This is a genomic window from Trichocoleus sp. ST-U2 (assembly GCF_039961875.1).
In the GTDB taxonomy this organism is placed as follows: domain Bacteria; phylum Cyanobacteriota; class Cyanobacteriia; order Cyanobacteriales; family FACHB-T130; genus FACHB-T130.
In genome coordinates this window covers 1-16,366 of sequence record NZ_JAMPJY010000028.1, presented here as the reverse complement: position 1 = coordinate 16,366, position 16,366 = coordinate 1, and the positions used below count along the sequence as shown (strand labels likewise).

General features: G+C 45.5%; 13 protein-coding genes, 1 pseudogene and 1 CRISPR repeat array. Of the genes and pseudogenes, 6 read left to right on the top strand and 8 right to left on the bottom strand.

Annotated elements, in window-relative coordinates; all coding sequences use genetic code 11:
• Positions 1 to 301: 301 nt before the first annotated feature.
• From NC996_RS18120 to NC996_RS18090, 7 genes are all read right to left on the bottom strand, one after another.
• Positions 302 to 472 carry a hypothetical protein gene (locus NC996_RS18120; RefSeq protein WP_190686429.1) on the bottom strand — a complete coding sequence of 57 codons (171 nt, stop codon included), beginning with the start codon at positions 470 to 472 and terminating at the stop codon, positions 302 to 304.
• Positions 445 to 5,349: a hypothetical protein gene (locus NC996_RS18115; protein WP_190686426.1), complete on the bottom strand. Its 4,905-nt coding sequence runs from the start codon at positions 5,347 to 5,349 to the stop codon at positions 445 to 447. Before NC996_RS18115 ends, NC996_RS18120 begins: the two co-directional genes overlap by 28 nt.
• Positions 5,346 to 6,713: a P-loop NTPase fold protein gene (locus NC996_RS18110; RefSeq protein ID WP_190686423.1), complete on the bottom strand. Its 1,368-nt coding sequence runs from the start codon at positions 6,711 to 6,713 to the stop codon at positions 5,346 to 5,348. Before NC996_RS18110 ends, NC996_RS18115 begins: the two co-directional genes overlap by 4 nt.
• Positions 6,714 to 6,921: 208 nt before the next feature.
• The gene (locus NC996_RS18105; RefSeq protein WP_190686420.1) at positions 6,922 to 7,173 is read right to left on the bottom strand and encodes a hypothetical protein; all 252 of its coding nucleotides are present in this window, start codon (positions 7,171 to 7,173) and stop codon (positions 6,922 to 6,924) included.
• A 96-nt stretch (positions 7,174 to 7,269) separates the two neighbouring features.
• Entirely contained in the window at positions 7,270 to 7,752 is a 483-nt protein-coding gene (locus NC996_RS18100) for a PIN domain-containing protein (RefSeq protein WP_190414902.1), read from the bottom strand.
• Positions 7,749 to 8,465, bottom strand: coding sequence for a hypothetical protein (locus NC996_RS18095; protein WP_199303131.1), 717 nt, complete (start codon positions 8,463 to 8,465; stop codon positions 7,749 to 7,751). The genes NC996_RS18100 and NC996_RS18095 overlap by 4 nt, the downstream gene beginning before the upstream one ends.
• Before the next feature lie 213 nt (positions 8,466 to 8,678).
• Positions 8,679 to 9,194 carry a hypothetical protein gene (locus NC996_RS18090; protein WP_190686414.1) on the bottom strand — a complete coding sequence of 172 codons (516 nt, stop codon included), beginning with the start codon at positions 9,192 to 9,194 and terminating at the stop codon, positions 8,679 to 8,681.
• Positions 9,195 to 9,269: 75 nt separating this feature from the next.
• On the opposite strand from NC996_RS18090, the gene NC996_RS18085 reads away from it, so the two are divergent.
• The 3 genes from NC996_RS18085 (at position 9,270) to cas12k (ending at position 11,956) form a co-directional block, all read left to right on the top strand.
• A complete protein-coding gene (locus NC996_RS18085) occupies positions 9,270 to 9,617 on the top strand; it encodes a hypothetical protein (protein WP_199303130.1) in 348 nt (115 codons plus the stop codon).
• Positions 9,614 to 9,919, top strand: coding sequence for a hypothetical protein (locus NC996_RS18080; protein WP_190686411.1), 306 nt, complete (start codon positions 9,614 to 9,616; stop codon positions 9,917 to 9,919). Before NC996_RS18085 ends, NC996_RS18080 begins: the two co-directional genes overlap by 4 nt.
• Before the next feature lie 108 nt (positions 9,920 to 10,027).
• A complete protein-coding gene (gene cas12k / locus NC996_RS18075; protein ID WP_190686408.1) occupies positions 10,028 to 11,956 on the top strand; it encodes a type V CRISPR-associated protein Cas12k in 1,929 nt (642 codons plus the stop codon).
• Positions 11,957 to 12,480: 524 nt separating this feature from the next.
• A CRISPR array of direct repeats spans positions 12,481 to 12,882; the repeat unit is 37 nt; unit sequence GTTTCATCAACCCTCCCGCCTTGGGGTGGGTTGAAAG.
• Positions 12,883 to 13,496: 614 nt separating this feature from the next.
• On the opposite strand, the pseudogene NC996_RS18070 reads toward cas12k, so the two are convergent.
• Positions 13,497 to 13,871, bottom strand: a pseudogene (locus tag NC996_RS18070) (ATP-binding protein); the annotation flags it as partial.
• A gap of 201 nt (positions 13,872 to 14,072) precedes the next feature.
• Between NC996_RS18070 and NC996_RS18065 the strand changes: the two are divergent.
• From NC996_RS18065 to NC996_RS18055, 3 genes are all read left to right on the top strand, one after another.
• A complete protein-coding gene (locus NC996_RS18065) occupies positions 14,073 to 14,390 on the top strand; it encodes a hypothetical protein (RefSeq protein ID WP_190686405.1) in 318 nt (105 codons plus the stop codon).
• A 94-nt stretch (positions 14,391 to 14,484) separates the two neighbouring features.
• On the top strand, positions 14,485 to 14,799 hold the full coding sequence (locus tag NC996_RS18060) for a hypothetical protein (RefSeq protein ID WP_190686402.1): 315 nt from the start codon (positions 14,485 to 14,487) through the stop codon (positions 14,797 to 14,799).
• Positions 14,800 to 15,100: 301 nt separating this feature from the next.
• On the top strand, positions 15,101 to 16,237 hold the full coding sequence (locus tag NC996_RS18055; RefSeq protein ID WP_190686400.1) for a hypothetical protein: 1,137 nt from the start codon (positions 15,101 to 15,103) through the stop codon (positions 16,235 to 16,237).
• The last annotated feature ends 129 nt before the right edge of the window (positions 16,238 to 16,366 follow it).

Genomic DNA, 16,366 nt, shown 5'->3' with positions numbered 1-16,366 from the left:
AGCGAACGATGCTCAAGAAGCACCCGTTGAATCGTTGTCTCTAGTTCTTTAATCTGCTTGAATCTCTCAGGCGACAAAGTGTTGCTCCTAAAGTTCTGTGATGAATGCTTTTTCCAAAATAGCCTTTAAACAGATTTCATCAATTTGTATGTTTGCTGTAACTCAAGTGTAGTACAAGTAACTTGGTAGGTTTGCTTGGCAAACTACCTCAAGTCTTTAAGTATTTGAACAATAACCAGCAAACAGCTCTGTCTGCTCTACCTACAGGCTGCGGTTGAGTGCAAATAGGCAGGTCTTTGGGTCATTTTTGCGATCGCTTCTGCTGTCGTCTCCGCTTCAAATCCTCTACCAGTTCCTCCTCCTCCCACACTTGGCTGTTCGGTTTAACGTGCCGTTGTGCGAGTTTTTGGAGTTCGATGTCAGAGGTACGATCGGCTTCGCCCTCTACTTGCGAATAGTGATGTCGTCGCAAAGGTGGCGATCGCTCTCATTCACTTTGGAGCTGGTCTTTAGATAGTCATGCAGCCAATCACATCCTCGTACCAGTAACCCGTTTAAATCATCCACTCTCCATAATTGAACTGTGCCATTCTCCCCTGCGATGACAATTTGTTTGTTGTTAGGGCTGAAATTGACGTGACCAAACCTGTCCTGTGTCCCCTTAAATTCTGCTAACTGCTGCCCAGCCAAATTCCATAGTCGGACAATACCATCCCCTCCAGCAGTGGCAATTCGTTGGCTGTCCGGGCTGAAACTAATGCTGCTGGCAAAACTCTGATGTGCTTTGAATTTTTTCAAAAGCTGCCCGTTTGTCTTCCAAAGCTGTACAAAACCATCCTCTCCAGCAGTAGCAATTCGTTGGTTGTCCGGGCTGAAACTGACACTGAATATTAAGTTCTTATCCACCTTGAACTTGACTAGCTGTTTTCCATCTAGATTCCATATGCGGACAATACCATTACGTCCAGCAGCAGCTATTTGCTTACCGTCCGGACTGAAACTGACGCTGGAGTTTGAGTCTTTATTTCCCCCGAATTCCTTTAGCTGCTGTCCGGACAAATCCCACAAGCGAACGATTCCATCGCCTCCAGCAGTAGCGATTTGCTTACCGTCAGGGCTAAAACTAATGCTGTGGATAAGATTTTGATGCGCTTTAAATTCGTTCAACAGCCGTCCAGACACATCCCACAGTCGAACGTTACCTTTGGGAGTGTGAGCAAGTTGATCATTTATAGACTCAGCTATAAATGTCTCTCCCGTAGCAATTTTTTTGCTATCTGAGCTGAAGCTGATACTTAGGATAACACCGAGTCCACGCCCCTTAAGTTCTGCTAGTTTCCGTCCGGACAGACTCCAAAGACGAGCGACACCATCATCTCCAGCCGTAGCAATTTTTTTACCGTCAGGGCTAAAACTAACTTCATTAATATTATCCTGATGCGCCTTGAATTCTGACAGATGCTCTCCAGATAGATTCCACAGTCTCATCGTTTCGCTCAAAGTAACCAGTTGTTGACCATCGGAGTGAAAGCTAACGTTCCAGACAGTACCTTCATGTCCCCCAAATTCTGCCAACTGCTGCCCAGACAAATCCCATAGTCGAGCAGTCCCATCATCTCCACCACTAGCAATTCGCTTACCATCGGGACTGAAAGCGACCTTCCTAACCCATGCCTGATGTCCCTTCAATTCTGCTAACCGCTCCCCTGACAAGTTCCACAACCGAGCAGTATTATCAGCCGAAGCTGTAGCAATTTGTTTACCGTCAGGACTAAAACTTATATCAAAAATAATGTCGTCGTGCCCCTTAAATTCTGCCAACTTTTGCCCTGACAAATTCCATAAACGGATCAAGCCATCCTGTCCAGCAGTGGCAATTTGTTTGCTATCAGGGCTAAGACTAACTTCACCTGATGCGTCTTGAGGAACTTTAAATGCTACCAGCTTTTGCCCTGACAAATTCCATAAACGAATAAAACCATTCTCTCCAGTAATGACAATTTGTTTGTTATCAGAGTTAAAGCTCGATATGAAGCTCCATTCGTCTGATGCATCTTGGGGAGCTTTGAATTCTGCTAGCTTTTTGCCAGACAAATCCCACAAATTAACAGTTCGCCCCCCAATAGTGACAATTTGTTTGCCGCCACGAACAAAATTCACGCTATGTAATACACCTTGAGAAACATTAAATTCTGCTAGCTGTTTCCCTGAAAAATTCCATAGACGAACAGTTCCATCCCTTTCAGCAGTAACAATTTGTTTCTGGTGGGGATTCAGGTCAGCGCTAATGAATGTTCCCGAATGCTCCCCAAGCTGGTTTTTCTCACGGATATTGTCAACAATCGTTTGCAAAGTAAACAGAGGGGTGACTGTTGGATATTCTTGAAGAGAGCGACCATCTTTGACCATACTTTTGAGTAGTTGCCCATTTTGCACCGCTAAAAGTAAAGCCTCTATTTCTTTTCCAGACTGAAACTCTCGCAGAGAGTTAACTCCTGCCTGCTCTAGTCTAGTAATTTCCTGGGCTTCTTTAAGAGCCTGGGCTGCTTTGCTTGCCAATCCCCCTGCTACTGCTGCTATAGCCAATGACACAACCAGTACTGCTGACCCGATGCGAACTCGCTGTTTTGCCTTTTGGTTCGCATTCTCCAATATCTGCTTAGCCTGTTCAGCTCTTCCTAACTCCTGCTCCGTTATCTGGCGTTTTACTTCTGCTTTCTGGCGTTGCTTTCTTTCTTGTTCCAGTTCTGCAATTAACTCATTTAACTTCGGTTCCTGTTGCTGGCGGATAAAGGCGGCTAAATAGTCATGCACCAATTGATAGCGGTCTGTTGGCAGTTCCGGCAATAAAATCACCAACCCAGAATCCACAAAAATTTTTAATACTAAATCTAATCGGCTAGCTTCTACACTCAAATCTGCTGCTAATACCTGTAAATCCTTTTCCACTTCAGCACGAGTCTTCACGGGGCGAGTTCCTTTTTCATCCGTGAGCAAGTACAGTATCAACTCAGCAACTTGCTTATTCTCAGCACCGCAGTCCTTCACCACTTCTGCCAAGTAGCGCTTGACCAGTTCTTCCTTTTGACCACGCTCCCGATACTCAGCCAGCGTTGTAACGTTCTCTGTTTGTAGCTGCGCCCCCACTATCTGTAACTCGATGGGACGCACTTCCTCCAGATTACCTGCCAGCTCTTGCACTAGCTCCTCAATCAAAGCAGGCTCTAAGTGAAAACTAGAACGTTCCGTTAAGCGCTGCACGATCGCTTTAGCATCGGCGGGTGAAAAGTTGCCTAACTGATAGCGGACATTCCGGGTCAGAATATCGTTGCCGATCGTCTTCATGCTAGGCAGGCGATCGCACTCCAGCAAATAGTGCAAGTAATCCTCCCGCAGCGATAGAATTACCTTCACAGGCAAAATGTTGAGGCACGCTCCCACAAATTCAAAGAATTGCCGCCTTTCGCCAGGAGTGGGATAGACAAAGAAAAACTCTTCAAACTGGTCAAAAATCAGTACCGTCCGCAGATTGAGCGATTCACTTTGTTGTAGCTGTTCCAAGATAGCTGCTTGCGAGTCGAGAGGAGTCGGCAAATCGATTCCCTTCTCTAAGAGTGCCTCTGCCAGTAATTTCCCCAATTCCCCAACCCAGCGCGTGTAAACTCGCATCGGTACAGGTAAAACATCAGACGTGCCAATCGCTTTCTGTTTCAAAGCTGGCACTAGCCCCCCATTGACTAGGGAACTTTTACCCACCCCAGACTGCCCGTGAATTACGATTAGCTTGTAGCTAGGCTCGCCTATCCGCTGAACTAAACGCTCCACATCGAACTGCCGACCGGAAGCGGTAATCTCTGGGGCAATCGTCTCCTGACTTTCAACTTGCGTCAGTGCCAATTTTGCCTGTCGTCGTGGCTGTATCCGACCTGCACCAACAAACGCCCGAAACCCATACTGTTGCTCAATCGATTGCTGCTCTAGCTTAATTTCAAAGGCTTTGAGATATTCCTTTTGCTCAAAATAGAGTTTCTGCAAATAGCACAGGATATCGAGATATAGCTGGGTGTCATGTTCAGGACTACCGACTCTTTTAGCTGTTTCTAAATTACGGATAGCCTCTTGAGGTTGGTCTAGATGTTGCTGTGCTTGCCCCAGAATAAACCAATATCGACTTAGGTCTGAAGAGATTAAACGTTTATCGGGTAGCTTATAGACAGCGCCTGAACGATTCGCTGATTGAAAGCTGGGAACATCTGATAAAACGTCTAATGCCTTTTGAGCAAACTCCTTCGCCTCAGCCCAATCTTCTTTCTCTAAGGCTACTTCAGCTAAAAAGCCATAATCTTGAGCCAGTTCAATTGGTCTGTTTTCAGTTTGATGCTGTTGCAAAGCTTTCTGAGCAAGAGTTTGCAACTGCTCCCAATCTTGTAATCGTCTCAGAATTCTACCAAATCCAAGAATCGAATTAGCAACTAAATCTGGACGTTGAGCTTGTTCAAAAACTTCAAGAGATTGCCGAAGATAATGCCGAGTTGCTTGCCAATCCGGGTGAGCTATTTCTCGACGCCGAAATGCTTTCAGGTAATAGCAGAAGGCTATATCACTGAGGATTTGACCCTGTCGCTCTAAATTATTACTCTGCTGCCAAAGTTCTAACCCTTTTTGATAATGCTCTAGAGCGATATCTAAATTTCGATTGGCATAATCCACATATTCAGCAAGCCCTAGCAAGGATTCTATATTCGCTCTGAGTTCTAGGTCTAATACTTGCTTGCGGCTTTGTAAATCCTGACAAGCTAGTTTGATTTCCCGGCAAGCTGATAAAGTAACGGTTAAATTTCTCTCAAAGAATCGCTCGGCTGTTTCCTTTAAAAAGTCTACTAATTCATGAGTGGTGAGCGTAAAGTCCGTTGTTGTTGCCCAACTCTCGAAATCAGGAGCTAGCTGAAGTAGTTTTTTCAAAACTTCATCACTGACCCAAAGCACAAGTGGGAAAGGGAAATTCTTGCGAAACTCCTCCCGTACTTGATTAGTTGTACTCAATAGCTCATCCAGATCGCCCACCAATTCTAAGCCAAATACCATCAAAGCATCTGGCTGTTGGGAGTCTAATTCCGCATGAATTCTGGCATAGAGAGTCTTTTCAGACTCATTCAGTTCCAGAATACGGATTTCGACGCTCATCAGTTCTCGCAACTGCTCGACCAACTGCGATCGCAAACTGGTATAGTTACAACGCGCCAAAAACAGCTTGAACTGCCCAACAGACGCCTCAATCGCCCAAGCCAGTTTTTTTAGCGATCGCTCGTTGTGAACAGCAACATCTTCAGCCCGGTGCGATTCACTCATGGCTGCAACTCTTTCGCCTCTGCCAAAATCGGATTGATATCAAACCAAGACTCGCTGCTATCCCGATATTCAAACACCAATCGGCTGCGGATAAGCGCCTGGTATCCATCATCACCACTTACCTTCTTTCGTTGCCGCACCTGACGCAGCAACTCCCATTCATCATCGGAAATAGGCATGGTCATTTCATTGCGACGGGCGCGAATCACGGCTTCCAACGTTGCACCGGACAGAGGAAGCTCCATTTCCTCCATAATCCACGTATTCAGCAACCTCAGTAAATCTCGAACATGACCCCCGCTAACACGGCACAGGCGGTCTAGTGTGTTGGGACTGTCAAAAATTTCAGTAATCTTATTAAGGCGCTCTTGCTCATCAAACTCTGGAAACACTCTCGCCAGTACCATCTGCCGCAGCAATGCTATCCCTGCCTCACACTCACTGCCATCTTGTAACTGTATCGATACCATTGGCAGTACCCTCGGTTCATCAAAGCGCTGAGTGAGGTTCCCATAATCATTTGAGAACTTCAGGGCTAGCGGCATCGTATAGACCAGATGACAATTCAACTTTTTGAGATACTCACCCTGATCAACAAACAGGTATTCCTGTTGAGGACGCCCCCAAGACTTGGTGCGAGTATCTAAGCGATCGAGATTATCCACAATCACCACTAGCCCCTTTTTGCCTTGCTGTTTCAGGGAAGCGATCGCAGGTTCTAGCAGTTCCTGATTAATAGCTTCCAACAACTGCGTTTTTTGTGGACCCAAATACTGGTTGAGTTTCTCCCGCAGCGTTGCATCACTTTTCGCCTTTGTCGTGATTTCGCCAATACCAAACGCGAGAGAAAACTTTTCGTTTTCCGAAGTGATACCGATATCACCAAGTTTGGGAACTCCAGGCATTTCGGGAGGCTTCAATTTAAACCCCGTCACCTCGGAGTTTAAGACCTTCCAGGCTCCTTGTAGCAAACCTTTGAGCCTACTGGGTTCCTCAAGTGTAATTTTGTCCAAACTCTGACTGACTCGACGTGCGATCGCCAGCAACACATCGCTAATATCAACATCCGTCATTTCCAGGTCTTCACTGGACTCAAAATAGACCACCTGAAAGCCTTCGTGTTCCAGTTCGGTCTTCAGCCGCATTAGCTCGGTGGATTTGCCACAACCGATATGCCCTGTAAATAAAACACAGGTAGGAGCATCGGGGGAGAAAAATGTGATTTTTTGCTTCAGCTTCTTGATAATCTCGCCGCCCCGAACCGAAGAAAAGTCAATGTAATACTTCTTGTCTTCCGGATTTTCTACGACCAGGGTCTTGCCAGGGTCAGTTGCCTGAAAAAATTTTCGTATATCTACCGTCATGCCACGTCCCAATTGGTTTCTTTGGAAGCCCTATTCGACACCATAGCTTTACCAGCAGGGTTTTATGGAAGATTGTTAGCTTCTGTTAAGCTCAGGCAGTGACAAGAAAGTTAAAGCTTGCAGTATCTGAGTGGTGTAGTCCTAAAACTTCGCTTTCCCAGCCAGAACACGGGAATCGCCAGCGTGGTTTGCCGAAAATGGTGGCTATTTACAACCTATAAGCGAACTCAATTGGTTGTTGAAAACAGGCAGGTCTTCGAGTCATTTTTTCGATCTGCGCTTCGCAGCAGCGCTTCTGCTGTCGTCTCCGCTTCAAATCCTCAGCTAGTCGAATATCCACCAGTTCCCCCTCCTCCCAAGCTTCACCATCCGGTTTAACTAACCGTTGTGAGAGTTTTTGGAGTTCTACATCTGAAGCGCGATCGCCTTCCAGTAATTCATTAATTCGTTCCACAGGCATTTCAGCATCAGCCGCTAGTTTCCCAAGCGCCCAGTCGCGGTTACTCAGAGTTTCTTCAATTAGAGATGCGATGGATTTTCATAAGCAGCAGAACCCTTATGTATTATCTTCAAAAAGGTCCAACTGGCTGGGAAAATACGGTCTTCTGATAGGGAGGAGAGGATTGCCAACTGTACCAGAGAGCTTAAGCAGATCATCATCAAAGGTTTCTAAAACATCTACCTTAGCCTGAACTGCTGTTGCCAGATGGGTAGCATCTTTTGGTTTTAACCATTCATACTGCCATATTAAATCTCTGGCTAATTCTCCAATTTTCCGATCCACGTTGTATATATAAATCCATTCATGCTTAAAAAATGAACTAATTTTTTCTTCAACATCCTTAGATAGCTTTGGCTTTCCTTTCTCGAGTTTGATAACTTCAATAAATGTTAATGCCGAAGTTACAATTATTAGTTTGCCATCATTAGCAGCCTTTATAACTGGTTTGCACTCATCAATCTTATCAGCTTCATTTTTAAGTAAAGCTAAGAATGCACATGAATCCCAGTAATGAAGTGGCTTGGATGAACGGCTCAATCTTCACCTCCCAGTATTCCAATTACATCTTCAATCCTTGGCAGTTCTCCTTTACTAGGGAAAACCTGCATCTCTTCAACTTCTATACTGACTTTTTCACCATCTTCCCTAGAACGAATCAGTCCATAAACAGATACTCTTTTACCAAAAGCATTCTTTATCCTGTCAAGAAAATTCGAGGGAAAGTAACACGCTACACTTCTGTCAGTTAGTAAATCATAAATTCTGAATGCTGGTCTTCTGTGTATGGTGATAGACTTAAGCACACCTTCTACAGAACCAAAACTTTTATAACGCGCACCGATTAACTCATCTACATTAGCGACTAAATGTTTAGTGAGATTAACCTTATGGGAATTAGACCCAACTTGAATCCCTACAATATCTTTCCCAACTAATTCAGCTAACGCTTTAGCACTCTCTAAAGCACGGTCAGAAAAGAATAGTGGTCGCTCTGGACGTTCTTCTAACTTAGCTAGACCTGTCTCGACTGTTGTAATAACTTCATTGATGTTATAGGGTTGCACCTCATCTGTAGGTATGCCTTCAAGCGTCAAGTGAACGCTACCGGTTGTTATCGATGAGACAACCCAACTTACAGATGAACGCTTATCTTCAGCGAGCTTCTGCTCTACCTCGCGCAGTAGGGTTGCGATTTCCTCTTGTGCTTTACGGAACTTGTCAAATGGAAGCGACGAGCCATCAATGTCCACAGTCAGGCTCGTATGGAGTTCTCCAGACCAGGTTAGCTCCTGTCGTTCCATCTCTGAAGCAAGGTATTTCCTTTATTAATCTAAGTTAAGTTGGCAACTTGTAGTGTGAGGCGTTTGACTTTCGCAATAAAGGCTTACGCGCAGAACCTGAGATAGGCTAATTCTCCAACAGCTACTCCAACTTCTCAAACAACAAGAGAGCGAGTGAGTCAGTTAGCTCGATCGCTTCTGTTGTCGTCTCCTCTTTAAATCCTCAGCCAGTCGAATATCTACCAGTTCCCCTTCCTCCCACGCTTCGCCGTTCAATTTGACCAACCGTTGTGCGAGTTTTTGAAGTTCTACATCTGAAGCGCGATCGCCTTCCAGTAATTCATTAATCCGTTCCACGGGCATTTCAGCATCAGCCGCAAGTTTACCAAGTGCCCAGTCACGGTTACTCAGCGTTTCGTTAATCAGAGACGCGATCGTGGGTACTGCCAGCGGCGCAGTCGATGCAGCCACTACTCCCGAAGACTCAGACAGTGGCGAGTCTTCCTGCTGTTGCTGTTTTTCGATCCAGTTAGCGATCGCTTCCTCTAAACCGACATTAATATCCTGACCCAAACTTTTACAAATTCCCTTGAACTTCAAGGAAAGCGTCTTAGGGACAAAACCCCGCAACTCCTGATAATTCGTAGATTTCCTTTTATCGACCACAAATAAGCTATACACGGGAGTTTCAGGCTTCATTCTCGCACAAACTCGCAAAAGCTCTATTTTCGCTAATATTGCTATTATTGCGTATATCGCGTATATCGCGTATTTTTGATTGTATTCACTCAACCCCCAGTAATTGTGATTCCGGACTTGCCTTTAATCGGTTTGGATGCACCGCCTCCATCAGTCCGCCTCCCCCCCAACTTCCCAGATAGCGCCCAAATACCGCGTTTTCTGTATGGTGATCGCCTCCAGTGGAAGCCGCTATCTGATACAGACGAAACTGACAGGGGCATTGTCATTGGGCGGTTCTACACCTTTGCTCCTCATCGCTACCAGTGGGCATGGAAATACCTGATTCTCATAGATCCCGAATCTCCCGGCGCTCAGTTCTGTGTCGCTGATACCTGCTGGGAAGAACACCTCGAACCTCTGCCGTTGGAGACAAACTCATGACCTCTCCTCGCCCTCTCGGACAACGAGAACTGGAGTTAATTCAGCTCTACGCCAATTGCCAGTTAGGGATGTCTCCCCGTGCCTTTGAAGCCAAATGGAACGTAACGCGATCACACCTAATTGAGCCGACAACTTTGTACAAGGATGATTTTGAGCGATTTTTTGAACTAAGGATGCAGGCACTGTCAGCAAGAATTAATAGAGCGATGGGTAAGGGTTTGGCTGGAGAGTCGTTGCTGGAAAATGGCAACAGTAATGGGTTCCATCCAAAGAGGTTTATCGATTATCACGCTCCCAGGTAAAAGCCGCGATCGCATCTTGTAATTAGAACAACTGTTTTTGTTTGAGCTGATGTAGTACACCTGTTTTCCTTCAGCTTCTCAATTAAACTCTCTTAGCTTTCCCAAGTCATGAGCATCATTACAGTTCAATGCCAGCTCAAAGCGACTGAAGCCTCCCTACACCATCTCTGGCAACTGATGGTGGAGACAAACACACTTCTAGTCAATGAACTCCTGAAGCAGATTAATACTCACCCTGATTTAGATAACTGGTTGCAAGAAGGAAACATTACATCTGAAGTCATCAACGGACTCTGCAAAAATCTCAGAGCCGAATCTCGCTTCCAGGATATGCCAGGTCGTTTCGCCAATGCTGCTGAAAACTTAGTCAAATACATTTACAAATCCTGGTTTGCTCAACAGGAAAAACGGAGGTTTCGCATTCAGGGAAAACAACGCTGGCTCGATATGCTTAGAAGTGATTTGGAACTAGAACAAGAAAGCGGTTGTAGTTTAGAAACGCTACGTGTTCAAGCCACGAAAATCCTCGCCAAGAAAAAGGCTGAGTTAGAGGGCACTCAAAAAGAAAAACCAGACCAAGCTCTCAATGATCATTCAAAAGCCTTATTCGATAGCCTCTTTCAAGCCTATGACAAAGCTAAAGCGCTCCAGCAACGCTGTGCGATCGCCTATTTATTAAAAAATAAGTGCCAGGTCAGTGAAGTAGACGAAGACCCCCAAGCCTATCAACTGGGGCGGCGCAAGAAGGAAATTGAAATCGAACGCCTCGAAGAGGAACTAAAGAGTCGGCTTCCTAAAGGAAGAAATTTATCTGACCAAGAGTGGCTGGAAGCCCTGGAACAAGCGCAGGGACTAATCATTGATGACGAACAATTGAGAGAAGTGAAAGCCAGTCTTACCAGAAAACAAAGCCCTGTTCCCTTCTCGATATCCTACGAAACCAGCGCCGACTTGCGATGGTCGAGAAATGAACACAAACGCATCTGCGTTAGCTTCAATGGCAAAGGCATCAGCAAGCATACCTTTGAGGTTTTCTGCGATCAGCGCCAACTACATTGGTTTGAACGCCTTGCTCAAGACTACAAAATTTTTACACAGAACAAGGAGCAGGTTCCTGCTGGATTGCTGACTTTACGTTCTGCTCGATTAGTTTGGCAAGAAGGTGAAGGCAAAGGCGAACCCTGGCAAGTGCATCGACTGTTGCTTCACTGCTCTGTTGAGACTCGTTTGTGGACAGCGGAGGGAACCGAGGAGGTACGTGCCGAGAGAATTGCGAAAACGCAAAAAATTATCGACAGCATGAAAGCAAAAAGCAGTCGGAGTAACAAGCTGACAGCCCATGAAACTTCTCTAAAGCTACTCAAAACCTTTGATGGCTTCTCCCGCCCCAGTCAAGCAGGCTACAAGGGCGATCCCTCAATTGTCATTGGGGTTAGCTTCGGACGAACTAAACCGGCAACGGTTGCGATTGTCAACATCAAGACTGGCGAAGTTCTGGCATATCGTGATGTTAAGCAATTACTGAGCAAGCCCATCAAGAAGGGGAAAACTAAGAAGGAAAAGACTCCGTATAAGCAACTCAAGCGTAGGCGAGAGCAACAACGCCTCAACAGCCACCAACGCCACAACGCTCAAAAAAATGGTGCTCCCTGTAACTTTGGAGAAGTGAAACAAGGGGAGTATGTGGATAGACTGCTGGCAAAAGCGATTGTGGAAGTGGCTTTACAGTATCGAGCTAGCAGTATTGTCCTACCTGACTTGAGACATATCTCAGAAGCGGCTGAGAGTGAAGTAAAAGCCAGAGCCGAACAAAGATTTCCCGGCTATCAAGAGCTTCAAGATTGCTACGCCAAGGATTATCGAGCCAGCATTCACCGTTGGAGTTATAACAGGTTAGCTGAGTGTATTCAGGTTAAAGCCCAAAGAGCTGGGATTGCCACAGAAAAAGCACGGCAACCGCATGGGGACACTCCTCAAGAGAAAGCAAGGAATTTAGTCCTAGCTGCTTGTGAAAACCGTAAAGAATCAGCTAGCTAAGTTAACCTATTGTGAACCTTGACAATATCAATATAATAAGAGATTAATAGCGCCGTTTGTACATGCTTATTGCCTCTGTACAGCGTTAAGTTAGGGTTTGTTTGACTGCTCGTTTGGCAGTCCTACTTTCTGAACCCTGGTAGCTACCCGCCCATGATGCTGGCTCTATGAATACCTTCTTCATAGGGTGAAAGGTGCGCTCCCAGCGAAATGTGGTAAAGCTGAGGGAGAAGGTAAATTTATCCCAAAGCCCTAGCCCTTGTTAACAAGGGTGCGGATTACCGTAGTGGTGGCTCCGAACTCGTCCCCTTCGGGGGAGCCTTCCCTATTTTTTTTCTGACGGCTGAAAGCGGGGTCAAAATCCTGGAGATGCCGTCAAAAAGTCAAAACTCTTGTCCCGTCTTGATTTTAGACTTTCACGCCAGTAATCTTTCTCCTAGAGAAAGAGCTGAAATGAGCAATTTAAAATCAGCCGACAAAAATGTATTTGTCAGGTTGTTTAGACAAGGGTTTCAGCGGGCGCGGTTTCATCAACCCTCCCGCCTTGGGGTGGGTTGAAAGTGTGCGACAACTTATTGATGGGTAGACCACCGTTCCGTTTCATCAACCCTCCCGCCTTGGGGTGGGTTGAAAGTGTGCGACAACTTATTGATGGGTAGACCACCGTTCCGTTTCATCAACCCTCCCGCCTTGGGGTGGGTTGAAAGTCCCCGATTTCTCTCCTGGCGGCTTCCCTGAAGAAGTTTCATCAACCCTCCCGCCTTGGGGTGGGTTGAAAGCAACGACTTATGGAATCAGCTTAACGACAAGATTGCGTTTCATCAACCCTCCCGCCTTGGGGTGGGTTGAAAGCCATGTATCGATGATGCAACAAGCCAAAACCGCTGGCGTTTCATCAACCCTCCCGCCTTGGGGTGGGTTGAAAGGAATCACGAATAGTTCAGGTTTCATCAACCCTCCCGCCTTGGGGTGGGTTGAAAGTACAAAATCAATGGCTGAACGAGGGAATCCCAGATATGTTTCATCAACCCTCCCGCCTTGGGGTGGGTTGAAAGGATACCTGGATAACAGAGCAGGCGGTATCTGAATCTGAAGTTTCATCAACCCTCCCGCCTTGGGGTGGGTTGAAAGATTTCAAGTTCCAATTGGCACTTAAAAATATAGAGTTTCATCAACCCTCCCGCCTTGAGGTGGGTTGAAAGTCGTTGCACCGTACTGAGACAGCCAAGTTTTTATCGTTTCATCAACCCTCCCGCCTTGGGGTGGGTTAAAAGGTCGCTGGCACAAATCCAGTTGCCGGAAATCTTGCCCGTTTCATCAACCCTCCTGCCTTGGGGTGGGTTGAAATGTTATAGAGCTGCGCCAGCAATCTCAATAATAATAGTTGTAGATAGTGCCACAAATTTAAGGGGGGTTGAAAGGAGCGCCTGCTTTGTAATTAACGTGAGTTGGGGATAAAAGACGGATAAGACAGATAGGCTGAAAGTGCTAACTTCTTATCCCTGTGCTTGCCCCATGTTTAGTTTAGAAGACCTGTTCTAATCCAGGTATTGAGCAACCTCCGCAAGTCTCGGACGTGCCCCCACTAACAGGGCATAAACGGTCTAGGGTTTGAGGACTTTCAAAAATTACAGTAATTTTATTGAGGCGCTGGTCTTCATCCAAGTCAGGAAAGGCTCTCGCCAGAACCATTTTTCGCAGCAGTGCAATCCTCGCCTCAAAGTGGCTACCATCCTGAAGCTGCACGGCTATCATCGGCAACACCTTGGGGCCTTCTGAAAATCGCTGGGTAAGGTTTCCATAGTCATTTGAGAACTTCTGATAACTTCAGCGCCAGTGGCATTGTATAGACCAGATGACAGCGCAGCTTTGTTAAACACTCACCCAGATCGACAAACAGGTATTCCTGTTGCGGGCTTCACCATTCGGTTTAACTAAGCGTTGGGCGAGCTTTTGGAGTTCTGTATCTCAGGAGCGACTTGTGATCTCATTAATTCATTCCGGTGAGACTTTCGACCATCCAGCAGACTCCGCCCACCCAATTTATCTCGTAATTAACAGACGCATCTCAACTCATGATATCTGTTAAATGAATAGTCACGAATCATGAGTAAAAATGCCGTTTAGATCGTGCAGAGGAATAGACAGCAATCGCCAGACAACTGAATATAGGATCGACGCACTCAGTAACCTGCCCTTGGAGCCTTTGGAATATTGTAGACGATGGGTTGAGATGTCCTCAGATGAGCGGGGGTATAGAAAAGCCTGCATTACTGCTCTAGCTGAAGCAACGGCGCTGAGTTCTAGGACTATCGGCAATTGGGGACAGAACTTCGAGAGGCGACCCAACTACGTCCTGCATATCCTACGCATGGCAGATATGCTCAATCAAATCAGAAAAATCATCCTACCTGCTGATTATCCTCAAGAATAATTTAGTCGTGATTTATGACTAAAACTCTTGTTTTGCGACTAGAGATTCCCTAATTTGGATTCAGTAAGCAGTAATTCACTTACCGCACCTAAGAATGCAGATAGGGAGGAGTTCCCCTGGGAATGGAAATCGGATTGATAGCATTCGCCAGTTGCCCCTGGAACCGATGGAGTATTGCCGCCGTTGGGTCACTCAAGAATCGGGTCTGAACTATCGAAAAGTTTGTATTAATGCGATCGCAGATATTACAGGTGCCAGCCCCAAGACCGTCAAAGACTGGGGACCCGACTTTCAGCGCCGTCCTAAATACGTTACCCGGATCTTGCGGCAAGCTGACCTGCTTAACCAATTCAAACAACTGGTTGTAACTGGAATCATCACCCTACCACCGGACTTCCCCTTTGAATAACCGATCGTGACTCACTACCAACTCGCCTTAAAACCCCTTGTTTCCATTAGGAATGCAAATTTATGCTGCTAACAGCCGACTCAAAAAACTCTAGGAGTGTAGATCGATGGCAACAACGAAAAATGGAAAAAACTCCATCTCTGATTTGAGTATTACTAAATACCCAGCAAAAATTTCGGTTTTGAATAACCAGATAAAAATCCACGAGCTAGAAATTGTTCTGCCTGATGCTGTACATTACCTACAACAAATTCCGCCTGCTGAATACGAACAGACTTGTCTGAGAGCCTTTGAAATGGGGTTGTTTTGCTTACAAAGAGTTCAAAACCGTACTGAGATTGAATTTGTTAAGCGGCAGATGGAGACCCTATTAACCGAATTTAATAAAGCGGTTGCAGCAATACCTGAAACCCTTGAGAAAAAGTTAGTCAGTCAAATTGGTGCAGATAATGGTCAAGTATTAGCTCCAATCAAAGCTGAAATTAATTTGACTAAAGCTGTCCTGACAACCCAAGTGGATGCGGTAAGAACTTTACTTGCTCAGGATATTGATCCCTCAAAAAATTCTTCAGTGCTTGGTGCTGCCTTGAATAAAATTCAGAATTTGTTAAATCCTAATCTCTCTAACTCAGTGCCTGGAATATTTACCAATGCCTTAAAAAATGTCACAGCCGAAAATGGGACTTTAGCTAAAACAGTTAAAACCGTTGTCCTAGAAGCTATTAAACCACTTGCCGATGAAGTAGATAAGTTGGGTCAAGAAATCCGAGAAAAAGAGGTAGCTCAATCAATTCTTCAACAAACCGTTGCCAAAGGCACCAGCTATGAAGAAACCGTTTTAGTGGAAGCCCAAGCCTGGTCAAAATTTAGCGGAGCTGAAGTTCATTATGTCGCCAAACAAAACCAACCAGGCGATATTCTCATCAAGCTTGCCCCTACTTCGGTAGCAGCAACAAAGCTATCAATCATCATTGAGGCGCGAAACCGAGAGTCAAAACCTTGGGGGCGTAAACAGATTGCTGACCAATTAAATAAAGCGATGGCTAGGCATAAAGCCAATGCGGCAATTTTCCTCAGTTGTTCTCTTAACGGTCTGGCGCAAGAAATAGGTAATTGGGCAATTGGTGAATGTGAATACGGTCTGTGGGTCGCGACTACACACGATCTACTTACTATAGGCATTCAATTTTTAATTGTTCGGCAACAATTAGCGGCTCAACAATCCAATTTGTCTAAGCTTGACTGTCGGGCAATAGAAGCTCAGCTTATGCGGATTCAAACAGCTATGGATTCCATTACTAACATCAACACTCACCTAACACATTTACGCACTCACGCCGATGGGATAAAGACAGAAGCTTTGACATTGAAGGATGAAATTAGGAATGCGCTCACCTCAATTGAAGATTCCATTCACATTGTTAAGCGTGAAACTTAACTGAAAACCCTTACTTAGAGCTGATTTATAAAGTAAATCTGAAGACAGGGAGTGGATAGCAATGCCGCCAATACCATAAGTGGATGTTGCCTAAAACTGCGGCTATGACTAGAAAAGCCTATAAAAGCG